Origin of the sequence: Streptomyces iakyrus, assembly GCF_000717055.1 — a bacterium.
GTDB lineage: Bacteria > Actinomycetota > Actinomycetes > Streptomycetales > Streptomycetaceae > Streptomyces > Streptomyces iakyrus.
Genome location: NZ_JNXI01000003.1, coordinates 152,789 through 169,553 on the forward strand (window position 1 = coordinate 152,789; position 16,765 = coordinate 169,553).

Annotated in this window: 16 protein-coding genes; 4 read left to right on the forward strand and 12 right to left on the reverse strand. The window is 72.6% G+C overall.

The window, feature by feature from the left end; translation table 11 throughout:
* On the reverse strand, positions 1-957 hold the full coding sequence (locus OO68_RS05720) for a DUF8832 domain-containing protein (RefSeq protein ID WP_033307029.1): 957 nt from the start codon (positions 955-957) through the stop codon (positions 1-3).
* Between the two features lie 200 nt (positions 958-1,157).
* Here OO68_RS05720 and OO68_RS05725 point away from each other — a divergent pair, with 200 nt between their 5' ends.
* Both OO68_RS05725 and OO68_RS05730 read left to right on the forward strand, forming a co-directional pair.
* The gene (locus OO68_RS05725) at positions 1,158-1,370 is read left to right on the forward strand and encodes a heavy-metal-associated domain-containing protein (RefSeq protein WP_033307030.1); all 213 of its coding nucleotides are present in this window, start codon (positions 1,158-1,160) and stop codon (positions 1,368-1,370) included.
* 3 nt (positions 1,371-1,373) lie between these two features.
* A complete protein-coding gene (locus tag OO68_RS05730; RefSeq protein ID WP_033307031.1) occupies positions 1,374-3,623 on the forward strand; it encodes a heavy metal translocating P-type ATPase in 2,250 nt (749 codons plus the stop codon).
* Between the two features lie 12 nt (positions 3,624-3,635).
* Here OO68_RS05730 and OO68_RS05735 read toward each other — a convergent pair whose 3' ends face one another.
* Positions 3,636-4,292 carry a class I SAM-dependent methyltransferase gene (locus tag OO68_RS05735; RefSeq protein WP_033307032.1) on the reverse strand — a complete coding sequence of 219 codons (657 nt, stop codon included), beginning with the start codon at positions 4,290-4,292 and terminating at the stop codon, positions 3,636-3,638.
* A gap of 136 nt (positions 4,293-4,428) precedes the next feature.
* Between OO68_RS05735 and OO68_RS05740 the strand changes: the two genes are divergently transcribed.
* Complete coding sequence (locus tag OO68_RS05740; RefSeq protein ID WP_033307033.1) at positions 4,429-5,130, forward strand: phosphatase PAP2 family protein; 702 nt, start codon at positions 4,429-4,431, stop codon at positions 5,128-5,130.
* A 167-nt stretch (positions 5,131-5,297) separates the two neighbouring features.
* Here OO68_RS05740 and OO68_RS05745 read toward each other — a convergent pair whose 3' ends face one another.
* The 7 genes from OO68_RS05745 to OO68_RS05775 form a co-directional block, all read right to left on the reverse strand.
* Positions 5,298-5,936 (reverse strand): hypothetical protein, encoded by a 639-nt coding sequence (locus OO68_RS05745; RefSeq protein ID WP_051814540.1) that lies wholly within the window; start codon positions 5,934-5,936, stop codon positions 5,298-5,300.
* Positions 5,937-5,941: 5 nt separating this feature from the next.
* Positions 5,942-6,802, reverse strand: coding sequence for a carbohydrate ABC transporter permease (locus OO68_RS05750; RefSeq protein ID WP_033307034.1), 861 nt, complete (start codon positions 6,800-6,802; stop codon positions 5,942-5,944).
* Positions 6,799-7,737 carry a carbohydrate ABC transporter permease gene (locus OO68_RS05755; RefSeq protein ID WP_033307035.1) on the reverse strand — a complete coding sequence of 313 codons (939 nt, stop codon included), beginning with the start codon at positions 7,735-7,737 and terminating at the stop codon, positions 6,799-6,801. The genes OO68_RS05750 and OO68_RS05755 overlap by 4 nt, the downstream gene beginning before the upstream one ends.
* Positions 7,734-9,017 (reverse strand): ABC transporter substrate-binding protein, encoded by a 1,284-nt coding sequence (locus tag OO68_RS05760; protein ID WP_033307036.1) that lies wholly within the window; start codon positions 9,015-9,017, stop codon positions 7,734-7,736. Before OO68_RS05760 ends, OO68_RS05755 begins: the two co-directional genes overlap by 4 nt.
* 66 nt (positions 9,018-9,083) lie before the next feature.
* A complete protein-coding gene (locus OO68_RS05765; RefSeq protein ID WP_033307037.1) occupies positions 9,084-9,860 on the reverse strand; it encodes a cupin domain-containing protein in 777 nt (258 codons plus the stop codon).
* Complete coding sequence (locus OO68_RS05770; RefSeq protein WP_033307038.1) at positions 9,854-10,777, reverse strand: DUF6807 domain-containing protein; 924 nt, start codon at positions 10,775-10,777, stop codon at positions 9,854-9,856. Before OO68_RS05770 ends, OO68_RS05765 begins: the two co-directional genes overlap by 7 nt.
* Positions 10,774-11,889 (reverse strand): Gfo/Idh/MocA family protein, encoded by a 1,116-nt coding sequence (locus OO68_RS05775; RefSeq protein ID WP_033307039.1) that lies wholly within the window; start codon positions 11,887-11,889, stop codon positions 10,774-10,776. The genes OO68_RS05770 and OO68_RS05775 overlap by 4 nt, the downstream gene beginning before the upstream one ends.
* Before the next feature lie 287 nt (positions 11,890-12,176).
* On the opposite strand from OO68_RS05775, the gene OO68_RS05780 reads away from it, so the two are divergent.
* A complete protein-coding gene (locus OO68_RS05780; RefSeq protein WP_078625207.1) occupies positions 12,177-13,772 on the forward strand; it encodes an alpha/beta hydrolase in 1,596 nt (531 codons plus the stop codon).
* A gap of 107 nt (positions 13,773-13,879) precedes the next feature.
* Here OO68_RS05780 and OO68_RS05785 read toward each other — a convergent pair whose 3' ends face one another.
* The 3 genes from OO68_RS05785 to OO68_RS05795 form a co-directional block, all read right to left on the reverse strand.
* Positions 13,880-14,371, reverse strand: coding sequence for a hemerythrin domain-containing protein (locus OO68_RS05785; protein WP_033307041.1), 492 nt, complete (start codon positions 14,369-14,371; stop codon positions 13,880-13,882).
* A gap of 93 nt (positions 14,372-14,464) precedes the next feature.
* Complete coding sequence (locus OO68_RS05790; protein WP_033307042.1) at positions 14,465-14,635, reverse strand: DUF5670 family protein; 171 nt, start codon at positions 14,633-14,635, stop codon at positions 14,465-14,467.
* Positions 14,636-14,741: 106 nt separating this feature from the next.
* Positions 14,742-16,640 (reverse strand): CASTOR/POLLUX-related putative ion channel, encoded by a 1,899-nt coding sequence (locus tag OO68_RS05795; RefSeq protein WP_033307043.1) that lies wholly within the window; start codon positions 16,638-16,640, stop codon positions 14,742-14,744.
* Between the last annotated feature and the right edge of the window lie 125 nt (positions 16,641-16,765).

Genomic DNA, 16,765 nt, shown 5'->3' on the forward strand with positions numbered 1-16,765 from the left:
TCAGTGCCCGTGACCGTCGTCCGCATGCCCCTCGGGGGTACCGGACTCGGGTGCCGCTCCCCCGGCCCGGACGGTGAACGCCGCCGTGTGGACCTTGCCGTCGTGCTTGAAGTCGAGGAACAGGCGGTAGGCGCCGGAGCTGGGCGCGGTGGCCGTGAAGGAGATGTCCGGGCCGGGACTGGTCGTGCCGTCGCCGGGTTCGCCGTTCGGGTGGACGTGCAGGTAGGCGAGGTCGCCGGAGCGCAGGGCGACCAGGTGGCCGTACGCGCCGAGGTAGGGCTGGAGGCCGGTGACGGGCTTGCCGTCGCGGGAGACCGTCAGCTTCAGTTCGCTCGCCTTGCCCGGGCGCGGGGCGCCGGTCAGCCGCACCTCGTAGCCGTCGACCCGGGCCGTGCCGCTCTCCGGGGGCAGCTGCCGGGCCCGGTAGGGGCCGGAGGCGGCGAGGTCAGCGCCGAGGGTGAGGTTCTCGGCGTCCTTCCCGGCCGGGGTGAAGTCGGCGAAGACGCGGTAGCCGCCCGCGCGGGGGAGGTCCACGGGGGTGCTCCAGGTGCCGTCGGCGGCGCGGGTGGGGTGCAGGTGGCGGTAGGTGACCAGGTCGCGTGAGGCCACGATGAGGTGCAGTTCCTTGTCGTGTTCGCGCTGGTAGGCGGTGACCGCGCGGCCGTCGGCGTCCCGGACGGTGAAGCGCAGGTCGGCCTGTTCACCCGCGGTGACGCGCGGGGTCCGGAGGTCGAGGGTGTAGCCGCCCTCGGAAATCTGCAGCCCGCCGGCCGGGGGCGTGCCGTGGCCGGCGTGGCCGCCCTTCTCCCCTTCCGGCGCGGGCCGGGTGTGCTCGCCCTGGTGCTTCGGCGGGCTGTCGGCGACGACGGGGCCGACGCCCTGTCCTACGCCATAGGCCGCGCCGAAGGTCACCGCCAGCGCGGCGGCGAAGGTGGTGATCCTCAGTCCGGTGTTCATGGCCGTCGGCTCCTTCAGGTACCGGGTTTCCCGCTCGGATGCGGGGCCTCCATGCACTTCACAATACCCCTGGGGGGTATCTGGTCAAGTTGTTCCGGCGCTTGCATCGTATACCCCTCAGGGGTATATATGAAGTCGGCGGAGGCATACCCCCGCCCCGTATACACGCAGCTGTTGGATCCACCCAGAGGAGGCACCAGATGCCCGCCACCACCTACGCCGTTTCCGGAATGTCCTGCGGCCACTGCAAGGCCACGCTGGCCAAGGTCATCGGCGAGCTGGACGGCGTCAGCGGCGTCGAGGTCGACCTCGGCAGCGGCCACGTCACCGTCACCGGTGCCGCCGAGCCCGACGACGGCGTGATCGCCGAGGTCGTCGACGAGGCCGGCTACGAGCTGACCGGGAGGGTCTGAGCCATGAGCACCGGTACGACAACCGGCACGGACGCCGAGGTGGAGCTCGTCATCGGCGGCATGACCTGCGCCTCCTGCGCGGCGCGCGTCGAGAAGAAGCTCAACCGCATGGACGGGGTCACCGCCACCGTCAACTACGCGACCGAGAAGGCGAAGGTCAGCTACTCCGGCGGCGTCTCCGTCGGCGACCTCATCGCCACCGTCGAGGCGACCGGGTACACCGCGCAGGAGCCCGCACCCCCCGCGGAGCAGACCGGCGAGGCCCCCGGGGCCGACGAGCTGCGGCCGTTGCGCGAGCGTCTGGTCACGGCCGTGGTGCTGTCGGTCCCCGTGGTGGCCATGGCCATGATTCCGGCGTTGCAGTTCGAGTACTGGCAGTGGTTGTCGCTCACCCTGGCCGCGCCGGTCGTGACGTACGCGGCGTGGCCCTTCCACAAGGCGGCGTTCACCAACGCGCGGCACGGCGCGGCCACCATGGACACCCTGATCTCTGTGGGCACCTCGGCCGCGTTCCTGTGGTCGCTGTGGGCGCTGTTCCTCGGCACCGCGGGGACGCCGGGCATGACGCACCCCTTCGAGCTGACCATCGAGCGCACGGACGGCGCCGGGAACATCTACCTGGAAGCCGCCGCCGGCGTGACCGCCTTCATCCTGGCCGGGCGCTACTTCGAGGCCCGTGCCAAGCGCAGGGCGGGTGCGGCGCTGCGGGCGCTGCTGGAACTGGGCGCGAAGGACGTCACGGTGCTGCGGGACGGCGGCCGTGAAGAGACCGTCCCCGTCACGGACTTGAAGGCCGGTGACCGCTTCCTGGTCCGGCCCGGCGAGAAGATCGCGACCGACGGGACGGTCGTCGAGGGCTCCTCCGCCGTGGACGCCTCGATGCTCACCGGCGAGTCCGTGCCCGTGGAGGTGGGCTCGGGCGACCCGGTCACCGGCGCCACGATCAACGTCGGCGGGCGGCTCGTCGTACGGGCCACGCGCGTGGGCGCCGACACGCAGCTGGCCCGGATGGCCCGGCTCGTGGAGGACGCGCAGAACGGCAAGGCCGCGGCGCAGCGGCTGGCGGACCGGATCTCCGCCGTGTTCGTGCCGGTGGTGATCGCCCTCGCGCTGGGCACGCTGGGATTCTGGCTGGGCAACGGCGTCGGGCTGACGGCCGCCTTCACCGCGGCGGTCGCCGTCCTCGTCATCGCCTGCCCGTGCGCCCTGGGTCTTGCCACGCCGACCGCGCTGATGGTGGGCACCGGGCGGGGCGCCCAGCTCGGCATCCTCATCAAGGGCCCGGAAGTCCTGGAGTCCACGCGCCGGGTCGACACCGTCGTCCTGGACAAGACCGGCACGGTCACGACCGGCCGTATGACCCTGCTGGCCGTGCACACCGCCGAGGGCACGGACGAGGCCGAAGTGCTGCGGCTCGCCGGGGCGTTGGAGCACTCCTCCGAGCACCCGATCGCCCGGGCCGTCGCCGACGGGGCGCTGGAGAAGCTGGGTGCGCTGCCGACGCCCGAGGACTTCGCCAATGTGCCCGGGCTCGGTGTGCAGGGCGTCGTCGAGGGCCACGCGGTGCTCGTCGGCCGGGAGCGGCTGCTGGCCGACTGGGCGATGGGGCTTCCCGAGGTGCTGGCCCGGGCCGGGGCGGCGGCCGAGGAGGCCGGGCACACGGCCATCGCGGTCGCCTGGGACGGTGCGGCGCGTGCGGTGCTGGAGGTGGCCGACGCGGTGAAGGACACGAGCGCGGAGGCGGTCGGCCGGCTGCGGGCACTCGGGCTCACGCCGATCCTGCTGACCGGGGACAACGAGGCGGTGGCCCGGTCGGTCGCCCGGGAGGTGGGCATCGAGGAGGTCATCGCCGAGGTGCTCCCGCAGGACAAGGTCGACGTCGTGAAGCGGCTGCAGTCCGAGGGCCGGTCGGTGGCGATGGTCGGCGACGGCGTCAACGACGCGGCGGCTCTCGCCCAGGCCGACCTGGGCCTCGCCATGGGCACCGGCACGGACGCCGCGATCGAGGCCGGCGACCTGACCCTCGTCCGCGGCGACCTGCGGGCCGCGGCGGACGCCATCCGGCTCGCCCGCCGCACGCTCGGCACCATCCGCTCGAACCTGTTCTGGGCCTTCGCCTACAACGTGGCGGCCCTGCCGCTGGCCGCGGCCGGCCTGCTCACCCCGATGATCGCCGGGGCGGCCATGGCCTTCTCGTCGGTCTTCGTGGTCGGCAACTCACTGCGGCTGCGCACCTTCCGGGCCGCCGGCTGAGGCGCCGGCGGGTCACCGGCGGCGCCACACGAGCGTGTAGCGCCAGAGCAGGCGCCGGCGCAGGCGGACGCCGGGGAGGACGGCCCGGGCCTGACGCGCGATCTCGGTGAAGGTCAGGTCCGCCGGACGGGTGCGGGCGGTCATCGAGACCGGGCGGGGCACGGGGCGGCCCCGGTTCCCCAGCAGCGCCATGACGATGTTGAGCGGGACCGACGCGATGCCGAGCAGACGGTCGACGGGCGTCCGCTCCCGGGCCACGCCGACGATCACCAGGGTGCCGCCGGGCGCCAGATGGTCACGGAAGGTCCTGAGCGCCTGTTCGAAGGGCAGATGGTGGACGGCGGCGGGGCAGGTGATGACGTCGTACGACCGCTCGCCCAGCCCGGTCAGCGCGTCGGCCGCCGTGTACGTCACCGGGGCCGTCGCCGGGGTCAGTTCCCGCGCCCGGGCCGTGATCTCCGGGTCGGCGTCGATGCCGTGCACGCGCTGCGCCCGGCGGGCCAGCAGCCGGGTCAGGTCGCCGGTGCCGCATCCCGCGTCCAGGGCGCTGCCCACCCGCCCGGGGAGCTGCCGCAGGATCCAGGGGTGGAAGTGGGCGTTGTGGTCCCAGGGGCGGGCGGCGTGGAAACGCTCCAGCGCGCGCAGGACCCTGCGGGGCAGAGGTGACATGTGCTCAGTGTCGCGGCTCACGGGGGTGGCCGTCCGCCGTCCGGGCACTCGGGGGGTACCGGCTCGCAGGGGCGCCGAGCGTGCGCCGGGCGTGAGCCGGTACCTTGCTGGGGAAGGCCACTGCGGGGAGAAGCACATGACCGATCCGACGATCACAGACGCGGACGCCCCCCGTCCGCTCCGGAACGCCCGGGAGCCCGAGGGCGGAGCCGGCCGGCTCCTGAGTGCCGTGTTCGGCGATCTCAGGGCCGTGGACGGCGCCCTGTACGCGGCGGTGGCCGCCACTCCCACGCCGACCCTGGACCGGACGCTGCGCCACCTGTCCCACGCGGCCGATCACTCCAAGATCTCGTTCGGCATCGCCGCGGTCCTGGCCCTCAGCGGCAAGCGGCCGCGCAAGGCCGCCCTGGCCGGCGTCGGCGCGATCGCCGTGGCGTCGGCCTCCGCCAATCTGCTCGGCAAGCGCCTGGTGCGCCGGGCGCGGCCCGACCGGGAGGCAGCGCGGGTGACGGTGGACCGGCACGTCAAGATGCCGACCTCGGCCTCGTTCCCGTCGGGGCACACCGCGTCGGCGGTCGCGTTCGCCACCGCCGTCGGCGTGGTCCTGCCGCCCGCGGCGGTCCCGCTCGGAGCGCTGGCGAGCGCCGTCGGCTACTCGCGCGTCCACACGGGCGTGCACTACCCGGGCGACGTGGCAGCGGGTGCGGTCCTCGGCATCGCGAGCGCGGCAGCGGCCCTGGCGGCGGCAGCGGCCACCCCTTCGGCGAAGACACAGGCCCTTCTCACGGCGGCCCGTTCCTGGCCGCGGATCAGCATCGGCGGGCTCGTACGCGGCTGAGGCCGGGTTCAGACGGTTCCAGCGCGGTTCCCCCTGGCACGGACGTCGCTGAGCCGGGCAAGTGCTCGGGGGTCGGCCGTGCGGTGTCGTCAGCTGCGGTATCGGACGGCGCGGGGCTTGTGCCCCGCGCCCGGGGGACACGCACTGACAGGCCGTCAGCCGAACGCTCACGGCCTGGCGGTGCCACCCAGCCGTTCCGGTGCCGGAGTCGGCCGGGCAAAAGGCCGCGCAGCGGACCGGCGTACGTCGACGGCGGTGAGCGCCAGGGCCAGGGGTCCGGGCGCAAGGAAGGCCAGCGGCAGCAGCATCCAGGCGCACAGCGCGGCCGTCGCCACGGCGAGCAGGACCAGGCCACTGCCGCCCACGTCCGCCACGGCGTCCCGCCCGGCGCCGCGCACCGCCGCCCGCCAGTCGGTGAGCGACTCGGGTCGTCCGCAGGCCCGCAGACCGACCAGTGCCGCGCACCCACCGATCACCGCGGCCGCGACCGCGAACAGCGGCGCTCCCGGCAACCCGGCCCGGGCCAGCGCCAGGTCGGCGGCGAGCAGCAGCAGGCCCGCGAGGGCGACGGCTCCCGCCACCAGGTCACCCGCGCGCAACCGCCGTCGCAGCAGGGCGAAGTACCGCCCCGCGGTGACGGGCTGCTCCTGCCCCACGCCGCGCAGCACGGCGCACGCCGTCGACAGGGCGGCCGGGACCGTCAGCAGGGGCAGACAGGCCACGGCCGTGGCGAGTCCGACGCTCAGCACGTCGGCGAACAGCGTCATGCGCGGGCCGAACACCTCGCCCGCCTCACGTGTCGGCATCCCGCTCACCCCTTGACTCCGGAGCTGGCCATGCCCTCCACCAGGAACCGCTGGAAGGCGAGGAAGAACAGCACGATCGGCAGCAGCGCGATCACCGACAGGGCGAACATCGGGCCGAACGCGGAGGTGCTGGAGGCGTCCACGAAGGAGCGCAGCGCCAGGGTGAGCGTGAACTTGTCCGGGTCGAAGAGGTAGATGAGCTGGGTGAAGAAGTCGTTCCAGGTCCAGATGAACGTGAAGATGGCGGTGGTGATCAGGGCCGGCCGGGTGAGCGGCAGCACGACCTGGAAGAAGCTGCGGAAGGGTCCGCAGCCGTCGATGCGGGCCGCCTCCTCCAGCTCGCGCGGCAGGCCGCGCATGAACTGGACGATGAGGAAGACGAAGAAGGCCTCGGTGGCGAGGAACTTCGGCAGGATCAGCGGCCAGTAGGTGTTCACCAGACCGAGCTGGTTGAAGATGATGTACTGCGGGATCAGCACCGCGTGGTGCGGCAGCATGATCGTGGCGATCATGAAGGCGAACAGCGGCCCGCGGAAACGGAACCTGAGGCGCGCGAAGGCGTAGGCGGCGAGCGAGCAGCTGATGGCGTTGCCGGCCACCGCGCCGCCCGCGATCAGCAGGGAGTTGCCGAGCAGTCGCCAGATGGAGACGTCGTTCACGCCGTCCAGGGCGGTCTTGTAGTTGGACCACTCCAGGTGGCTGGGCAGCAGGTCGAGGCTTGCGATGACCGCGTCGGCGGGCTTGAGCGAGGTGGCCAGCAGCCAGGCCAGCGGGTACAGCATGACGAGCAGGGCGGCCAGGCAGCCCACGTGCAGGGCGACGCGGCCCCACCGAACCGGCTTGCGGACAAGGGTCGTAGAGGTCACCGGTCCCCCTCGGAGGCGTAGAAGACCCAGGAGCGCGAGGTGCGGAACAGCACCGCCGTGACGATGCCGATCACGAGGAGGAGCACCCAGGCCATGGCGGAGGCGTAGCCCATGTGGGAGGCGACGAAGCCGCGGTCGTAGAGGTACATGGTGTAGACGAGGGTCGAGTCGGCCGGTCCGCCCTTGCCCGCGCTGACGGCGAAGGCGGGGGTGAACACCTGGAAGGCCTGGATGGTCTGCAGGACCAGGTTGAAGAAGAGCACCGGGGACAGCATCGGCACGGTGACGGACAGGAACTGCCGCCACTTCCCGGCCCCGTCGACCGCCGCCGCCTCGTAGAGTTCGGCGGGGATCTGCTGGAGCCCGGCGAGGAAGATGACCATCGGGGCGCCGAACTGCCACACCGTCAGCAGGGCCACGGCCAGCAGGGCCCAGCCGGGCTTGTTGACCCAGCCGCCGGTGCCGAGCAGGTTGTCGACGGTGCCGCCGTCGTTGAAGACCGCCCGCCAGACGAGCGCGATGGACATCGACGCCCCGAGCAGGGAAGGCGCGTAGAACGCGGAGCGGTAGAAGCCCTTGCCGCGCTTCATGCCCTTCAGGGCGAGGGCGACGACCAGGGCGAGGGCGAGTTGCAGGGGCACCGCGACGAGGACGTACGTCAGGGTCGTCACGACCGAGCGCCAGTAGCGCGGGTCCTCGGTGAACATCTGCACGTAATTGCGCAGGCCCACCCACTTCGGTGGGGTGAACAGGTCGTAGTCGGTGAACGACAGGTACAGCGACACGGCCATCGGCAGCAGGGTCAGGACGGTGGCGCCGAGCACCCAGGGCGAGAGGAACACCCAGGCGGCGCCCTCGCGTTCGCGCTGGGGGCGGCGCTTGGGGGCGGTGGCCGGGGCGTGCCTCGCCTCCGGGGGGATCGCGGTGGTGGTCATGACCTCAGCTCCGCCTTCGCCTCGGTGACGTAGTTCTCGGCCGCCTCGCGGGGCGACATGCGCGCGTAGGACACCTGGTCGTAGTCGCGCTGGAAGGTGCTCTGCAGAGCGTTGTCGCCCGAGGGCGGGGCCTGGGGCGGGTCCTTGAGCTTGCCCTCCAGCGACGCCTGGAAGCCGGCGATGGTCTTGTCGAAGTCCTTGAGCTGCGGGCCGATCCCGGCACGGATCGTCTCGTTGACGGGGATGCCGCGGCTCGCGCCGAGGATCTTCGCGGCCTCCCGGTCGTTGATCATGAAGTCGACGAGCTGGGCCGCCTCCTTCGGGTGGCCGGTGCCGGCCGAGACGCCCAGGAACATGGACGGCTTGAAGTACTGGCCGGGTGTGCCGTCCTCGCCGGACGGCATGGGCGCGAGGGCGACGCCGGTCGGTATCAGGGCGACGAAGCCGCTCGCCGGTGCGTCCCAGTTGGCGTCGGTGACGGCCGTGCCGCGTCCGAGCGGGGTGTTCTCGACGGAGCCGTCGAGCTGGGTGGTCTGCTCGGCGGGCGAGACGGCGCCCTCGCGGCGCAGCTCGTCGGTGAAGGTCCACCAGCGGGTGAGGTCGGCGGCGGTGAAGCCGAGCCTGCCGTCCTTCGTGTAGAGGGCCTTGCCCTGGCCGCGCAGCCAGACCTCGAAGGCGTCCTCGCTCTGGCCGGGGTCGGTCGCCCCGGGCTTGCCGGTCTTCTGCGCGAGGGCCCGCATGGTGTCGGCCCACTGGCTCCACGTCCAGCTCTCGCCGGGCAGCGGGACACCTGACTTCTTCCAGGTCCGGACGTCGTAGGCGACGGTCTCGGTGCCGCGGCCCTGCGGGATCGCGTACTGGACGTCGTCGACACGGCCGGTGGCGAGCAGGCCCGGGTCGATCTCGGAGGTGCGCAGGACCGACTTCTGTCGCGCGAGGTCGAGCAGGACTCCGCCGGAGGCGTACTGGTCGATCTGGCGGTAGTCCAGCTGCATCACGTCCGGGGCGTCACCGCCGGCGGCCTGGGTGGCGAGCTTCTGCTTGTAGGCGTCATAGCCGGAGAACGACGTCGCCACGTCGACGTCGGGGTGCTGTTGCTCGAACAGCGCGACGGCCCTCTCGGTGCGTTCCGCGCGGTCGGGGTTGCCCCACCACGTGTAGCGCAGCACCACTGTGCCGCCGCCTGCGGACTCCCCGGATCCTCCGCAGCCCGCCAGCACGGCACACAGTGCCAGTGCGACGGCCGACGCGCAGAACCCCTTTGTCCTGTTTCCGGGCATGCCGAGGTCACTCCTCTCGATACGGAGTTTCGGTTGAGCCCCCCTCAGGTCCCCCCTGCCACCCCTTCAGACCTCCTGCTGCTCCCCCTGGTACGGCAGCGTGGTGCCCGGCAGCGCGTACTCGTCACGCCGGCCGCACATGCCGAAGCCGCCGAGCCGGGTGGGCGCGGCCTCGTACGCGGTGGCCTCGCCGAGGTGGGCGGGATCGCCCGCGGCCAGGGCGTCGAGCTGGGCGCCGGTGCGCTCCGCCGTGGCCAGGGCGCCCTCCCGCCACAGCTTCCGCCAGGTGGGCACCTTGTCGCGGACGATCCGGGCGGCGGCGCTCTGGAACTCCAGGTACGGGCCGTTGTCGCCGGCCACGAGGGCCTCGCGCAACCCGAGGTAGCCCTCGACGGCCAGGTCCCTGCGGCGCCGGGCGGCCGCCGCGGTCTCCGGCCCGGTGCCGGGCGGCAGAGCAGCCGCCGCCGCGTACCGGTCGGGGTCGGCGAGCACCTCGGGCGGGAAGGTGAACACGGCGTCCCCGGCCTCGGGCAGGCCGCTGTTCTGCATCAGCACGGTGATGCGAAGATCGCCGCCCTGCACCATGCGGTGCACGGTGCCCGGCGTGAACCAGGCGATCGAGCCGGCTTCGAGGGGGATGTCCCGGTAGCCGTCGGGGCTCAGCGTCTGGACCGCGCCCCGGCCGCCGGTGACGACGTACGCCTCCGTGCACACCAGGTGCAGGTGCGGGCTGCCGCCGCAGACGCCGTCGGCGGCCTCCCAGTCGTAGGCGCTGAGGTGCGACAGGCCGATCGCGCCGGGCAGCGGGTGCGGAAGTCCGGCCTGCGCGGGCTCGCTCACCATGCCAGGCCCTCCAGGTGCGTGCCGACCCGGTCGCGGTCCCAGGCGCCGTCGGCGACCACGAGCCGGTAGCGGTAGGCGAAGGACTCGCCCGGCGGCAGCTCGAACTCCTCGAAGAACGCCCACGAGAACGCGACCGTGGGGAACGGCTCGGAGCGGACGAACCAGTGCGACTCGTGGATCGGGGACGTCCCGTCGAGGTTCTCGGGCGCGTGCGCGAAGATCAGGGTGGAGTGGCCGTCGACGTCGTCGTGCTCGGTGGTGAAGGCGAGCCAGGGGCCCTGGGTGCCCATCAGCTTGCCCGCGTCGGCGTCGGTGTCCGGGGCGAAGACCGTGCCGCCGGTGAAGTCGCGCGGGCCGCGCCACTGGAGCCCGGTGTAGCCGGCCATCTCGCGGCCCGCCGTCGTCGGGGAGCCGAAGACCAGGGGTGCGGAACGGGTGTTGGTGAGACGGATCGACCAGTCCAGGGCCCAGGAACCGGCCTCCTCGTCCACCGAGTGGACGGTCAGGCCGCGCACCTCGCGCGCCCACTCCTCGCCGCCGTTCTCGATCCAGGTGAGGTTCTCGGTGAAGGCGAGGCGGTCGTCCTCGACGGAGAAGTCGGCGAAGTCGTCGTGCCGCATCGAACCGACGCGCTCGGGCAGGGGGAGGTAACCCTGGCCGTGGACGTAGCAGTTGCCGCCCCAGAAGTTCTGGCCGGACAGATGGCTCGCGGTCATCTGCAGGCCCTTGTGCCAGCGGTGGTCGTTCGGGCGGTAGCCGGTGACCGTGCGGCCCGAGAGGGTGCGCACCGGGTGGGCGTAGGGCTTGCGGGCCTCGAAGGGGTCCGGGTCGGGGCGGTAGACGTAGCGGAGGATCTCCGTGCCGCCTGCGGTGACGGCGATGTCCTCGCCGTGCGTGTGGGTGACGCGGATGGTCATGCGCGCTCCTTGGGGGCCCAGTCGGGGTACTCGCCGTGCATGGCCTCGTAGAAGGGGTCACCGGGGCCGATCTCCCCCGCGTGCACCGAGCTGCCGGTGAACGCCGCCTTGTACAGGGCGGCGGCGAACTCCAGGGTGGCGCGGGCGTCGCGGCCGCTGCCCGGGGGCCGGGTGCCGTTGTCGTAGGCGTCGAGGAGCGTGCCCAGCTGAGCGGTGTGCGAGCTGGGCACGTCGGCCGACGGGGTGCGCCAGGCCGTGGCGCGCTCGGAGGCCACGTGCGGGGCCGGGGTGTAGGACCAGCTGTCGTTGCTGTGGCCGTACAGGTGGGTGAGCTCGACCGTGGCGTCCGCGCAGTCGATGCGGATGCGGCTCACCTCGTCCGGGGAGAGCACGCTGTTGACGACGGTCGCGAGGGCGCCGCCGCGGAACCGCACCAGGGCGGTGGAGACGTCCTCGCTCTCGGTGTCGTGGACCAGGCGCGCGGCCATGGCCCGGATCTCCTCCCACTCGCCGAGCAGGTGCAGGAGGAGGTCGTACTGGTGGATGCCGTGGCCCATGGTCGGGCCGCCGCCCTCGCTGGCCCACTTCCCGCGCCACGGCACCGCGTAGTACGCGGCGTCCCGGTGCCAGGTCGTCTGGCAGTGCGCGACCAGCGGGGCACCCAGCGCGCCGCTCGTGATCAGCTCGCGGGCGTGTACGGCGCCGGAGCCGTAGCGGTGCTGGAAGACGACCGCCGCGTAGGCGCCGGAGGCCTCCTCGGCCGCGGCGATCTCGTCGTACTCGGCGAGCGACAGGGTCAGCGGCTTCTCGCACAGCACCCAGGCGCCCGCCTTCAGCGCGGCCACCGTCTGGTCGCGGTGCAGGGAGGGCGGCGTCCCGATCAGGACGAGGTCGGGGCGTACGGCGTCCAGCATCGCGTCCATCGAGGTGTACCCGGCGACCTGCTCACCGGCCAGCTCGCGGAAGGCGTCGAGGCGCTCCTGGTCCACGTCGACGGCGGCCACCAGCTCCACCCGGTCGGAGTGGGCCCGCAGCGCGGGCAGATGGCTGCCGCTGACGATGGCTCCGGTGCCGACGACGGCCACGCGGCGGCGGGTGGGGGACAAGGACATGCGGCGCTCCTCGGACAGCCTGCGGACACGCGCTTGGAAAGCGCTTGCACTCGAAGGGACCCTAGGCGCGAGAGAATGTCTGGACAACCCCCCTGCGGCGACCTGCACAAGGTCTGCCCGAGCATTGTTCCTGCTTGGGGCGGAGTTTCGGATGGGCGCCCCTGCCATGGAAACGGCATTCCCCCGCTTCGCCACTGGGGCCGGCCCCACCACGAACCGGCTGCCAGCCGGAGTGATCGGACGGCGGTCCGTCCCTACCGTTCTGTCGCACAGCACCCCCCGACGGCATGCCCGTGCCGGCCCGCCGAGGGGACATCTGCGACAGAAGGGACCCCTACGTGTTATCCCGCTCTCCGGGAACCGCGAGAAGAACAGTCCTCACCCTGACGACCGCCGCACTGGCCTTCACCGCACTGCCCGCCACGGCCGAGGCGGCCCCGGACCCTCTCGCCCGCTACCACCGGCAGCACGTCACCTGGAAGAGCTGCCTGCTCGGGCCGGACGACACCACCGGCAAGGAACTGGCGCAGGCGGGCGCCCGCTGCGCCGACGTGACCGTACCCCTGGACTACTCCGACCCCGGCGGCCGGACGATCACCGTGGCGGTCTCCCGGATCCGCGCCACGGACACCGCCCACCGCGTCGGCCCTCTGCTCCTCAACGGCGGCGGCCCCGGCGGGCCCTCCCTCGGCGACCCGCCCTGGGTGCGCGATGCGATGAAGGACGTGGCCGCGCGGTATGACGTGGTGGGCGTCGACCCCCGTTTCATCGGCCGCAGCACCCCGCTGGACTGCCACTGGCCGACCGGATCGGCCTGGCGCGGTGCGGGTGAGGACCGGGCCGGCTTCGACCGCACGGCGGCCTTCTCCAAGAACCTCGCCGACCGCTGCCGCGCCCACGCGGGCGACGCACTCCCCCACGCCACCACCCGCAACACGGCCCGCGACATGGACGTCGTCCGGGCCGCGCTCGGCGAGCGGCGGATCTCCTACCTGGGCTACTCGTACGGCAGTTACCTCGGCGAGGTGTACGCCTCGATGTTCCCGGGCCGCACGGACCGGGTCGTCCTGGACGGTGTGATCGACCCGGCGCGCTACAGCGCCCGGCTGTGGCGGGGGGTCGAGCCGGCCAACCGCCATGCCCTGAGGGGCTGGGCCTCCTGGGCCGCCGCCCGCGACGCGGCCTACGGGCTGGGCCGTACGCGCGGCGAGGTGCTGGCGACGGTGGAGCGGGTCCGGGCCGCCGCAGCCCGCACCCCGCTGCGGCTGGGCGAGCACCGGCTGGACGAGCACGTCATGCCCCTCGTCGCCCTCAACGGCCTCTCGCAGCACAACGACTCCGCCTACGGAGACTTCACCCAGGGCGTGCGGGACATGCTGCGGGCCGCGCGCGGGGAGCGGGTGACGCCCTCGCCGTGGCTCGCCGGGGTGCTGGAGTTCGTGCTCACCGGCACCGACTCCCCCTACGGCAGCGCGCAGACGGCGATCATCTGCGGCGACAACGCCGCGCCGCGTGATCCCGGGGTGTACTGGCGCGACGTCCGGCGCACCCGTGCCGGGGACCCGCTCTTCGCGCCCGTCACCAACAACATCAACCCGTGCGCGTTCTGGGACCGGCCGCGCGAGCGGCCCACCAGGATCCGGGGCGACCTGCCGGCCCTCCTCGTGAACGCCACCGGCGACCCACGCACCTCCTACGACGGCGCCGAGGCCGTCCGCGCGATGTGGCCCTCGTCGCGCCTGGTCACCCTGAGGGGGGCCGACCAGCACGCGGTGTACGGCGTCTACGGGTCGGCGTGTGCCGACGACGCGGTCAACGCGTACCTCGCGACGGGGCGGCTGCCCGCGCAGGACGTCGACTGCGCCGCACGAGTCACCCGCTAGCTGTGCCGTGCGCGCCAGGCCGTCCGCGCCCGGTGCGTGGTCCGCGACAGCAACCGGCCCTGATGGTCACCGCCCGCGGGCGGTGACCATCAGGGCCGGCATGCCGGTCAGGACTCCACGATCTTGCGCACGTTCTCCACGGAGCCGCAGCCGGCCTTCAGCTGACGCTCGCGCTCCTGCCGGAACGCCCGGCCGAGCTCCTGCCGCCGCTCCATGGCGACGTTCTCCCGCGCGCCGTTGAGGATCGTGCGCTCCTCCTCGTCGGCGTGGTGGGTGACGGCCTCCACCAGCTCTTCGAGCTTGGAGTCCCACTCGTCGGAGCCGACCTCCTCGACCTGGAGGAGCTCCAGGAGGGCCTCGTTGCCCTCGTCGTGCTCGTGCTCGCCGTGCTCGACCTCTTCGTCATCGATGTTCTTGTACCGCTTGAGCGCCGGATAGACCTCGGACTCCTCGGCCTGCGCGTGCGCGATCAGCAGGTCCGCGAACTCCCGCAGGGCACCCGCCCGGTCGTCCTCGACGCTGCGCATCCGCCGGAAGAGGTCTTCCATGCGCCGGTGGTCCTGAAGGATGAGTTCTACGACGTCTTGTGTTTCGGCCATGGAAAAGGAACGCCTTTCCTGGAAGAGAATCGGGCCATTTTCGTTTACCCCATTCCTGACGTTGTGCTCGCCACAAGGCGGCGATTCGCCGGTCTACCAGCGATACCAGCGACCTCGGCGGCCACCACTGTCCGCGGTACGCACCACGAAGCCGAGCAGCCACAGGACCAGCACGATCACCGCGATCCACCACAGGGCCTTGAGTGCGAAGCCCGCACCGAACAGGACCAGGGCCAGCAGCAGGACGAGAAGCAGGGGAACCATAGTTATCAACCTCCGCTCCCTCTGGTGCCCTGCACATGGGCGAACACGCAGTCGAATTTCCGGGTTTCTTCACAAGAATCACGGGCATGTGAATCGCTTGTGCACCTCAGTCCGTCCCCACGACGATCACCTCGTCGGCGGCCGTCCAACGGCGGCACTCGGACTTGGGCGGGTTGACCCGCACGCCGTAACCCGGACTCGTGGAGGCGTCGTCGTGGCTCCGGTAGCCGATGGCGCATTCGCCGCGCCCACGCGCCGCGGCCACGACGGTGGCGAAGGCCGTCTCGCACCCGGGCAGCACGTAGTCACCGGCCGGCCTCAGGCGGATGCCGGTGCCGTCGGCGGAGAACAGCTCCTCGAAGACCGCCGCGAGCCGCCGGTTCTGGGAGATCTGTGCCATGAGCAGGCCGATGAGCTTGCCGCTGATGATCACGTCGGCTCCCGGCCCGAGAGGTGCCAGCGCCCGGTTGCGGTCGTCCACCAGTTCGGTGACGACGGGTAGCTCACGCCCGGACGCCTCCTCCATCTGCCGTAGCAACAGCAGGGTGACGAGCGTGCGGTTGTCGGGTTGGTCCGGGGGCTGTCCGGGAGCGGGGTCCTCGCCCACGACGATCACGCTGTCGTAGGAGTGCACGTCCAGACGCCGGAGAGTCTCAGGACGGGTGACGTCCCCCGGGTGGAGGGTGAGGGTCAGGCCGGTGCCGTCGGGTGCTCGGGACTCGCGCACCTGCCGGACCGTCGCTTCAGCGCCGCCCGCCACCACGTCGACGACCGACCCGGACCGGGCGCGGCGGCGCAGCTGCTCGACCATGAGCGGCGCCCGGCGGTTCCAGCCGAGCAGCAGGACCCGCTCCGGCCGTGCGGGCGTCGCGGGTCCGGAGGCCATCGCCGCCTTCTCGACCCACTGCCCGCACTCCCCCGGCCAGGCCGTGTCGTCGTCGCGGGAGATGACGATGAGCAGATCGTCCGCGGCGACCGTCGTCTGCGGCGGCGGGTTGAGCAGCGGGGTGTCGCCGCGCACCAAGCCGACGACACTGGACGTCGGATAGGACAGCAGCGCGTCGCCGAACGGGCGGTCCGTCAGGGACTCCTCGCCGACCAGGTAGAACTCGTCCCCGGCGAAGTCGAGGAGCTCCTGGTGGACCAGGGAGAGCCCGGGGCGGCGGGCGGCCTGGACGATCAGCCGGGCCGTGACGCTGTCGCTCTCCAGGACGACACCGCCCGGACCGGCGGCGAGACCGGCGGCCAGCCGGTAGCGGTCGTCCCGGACGGCGGCGACGACGGGCGGGGGGTTCTTCACCCCGGCCAGGGCCGCCCGCAGCGCCAGCAGCGTCTTGACGACCTCGGCATCGGCGTCGGGCTCGTCGCGGGGCAGGACCAGCACGACACCGGCCGTCGCCGGACTGGTCAGGGTGAGCACGGCCGGATCGGTGGTGGGGCCGCTGCGGCAGATCAGCCGCGTCCGGCCGACGGGTCCCACCTTCGTGGCGAGTGCCTCCTCCATCGCCGTCTTGTCGCGGTCGGCCAGCACCGCGACCGCCGCGCGCCGCTGGTTGGCGTTGGCGGCCACCAGCTCGCCGACGACCGTGAACACCTGCTCCGACCAGCCCAGGACCACGACATGCCCTTGTTCGAGCACGGTCGACCGGCCGCGCCGCAAGGCGGTGAGCCGCTCCGTGAGCGCCGTCGTGATCAGGCCGACCAGCGTCGAGACGTACAGCAGCGCTACCAGGGCGAGCAGCACCGACATCGTCACACGCAGCGGTGTGCCGGTCGCCCCGCCCAGGCGCAGGGTCTCCCCGGTGAGGCGCCACACCTGTACCAGCCGGTCCGGCAGGGACTGCGGAGCGTGCGGGTCGGTCCACACCACGAGGGCGCTGGCCGGGACGACGACGGTCAGACACAGCAGCGCCATCCAGCCGACCAGGGCCGAGGCACCGCGGGTCAGCGTGCTGTCGAACCAGTAACGGGCCCGGTCGCCCAACCGAGTGCGCCGCTGCGCCACCCTTCCCCCTCCGTCGTCCCTGGCTCTCGGAGAGCAAGGTCGTGCCTACGCAGTCGCAGTGTGGAGGCTCGTTCGCGGCGGCGGACGCGGTTCGCCGCGCTTTCATCCCTTCGGGTTGGCCCGGC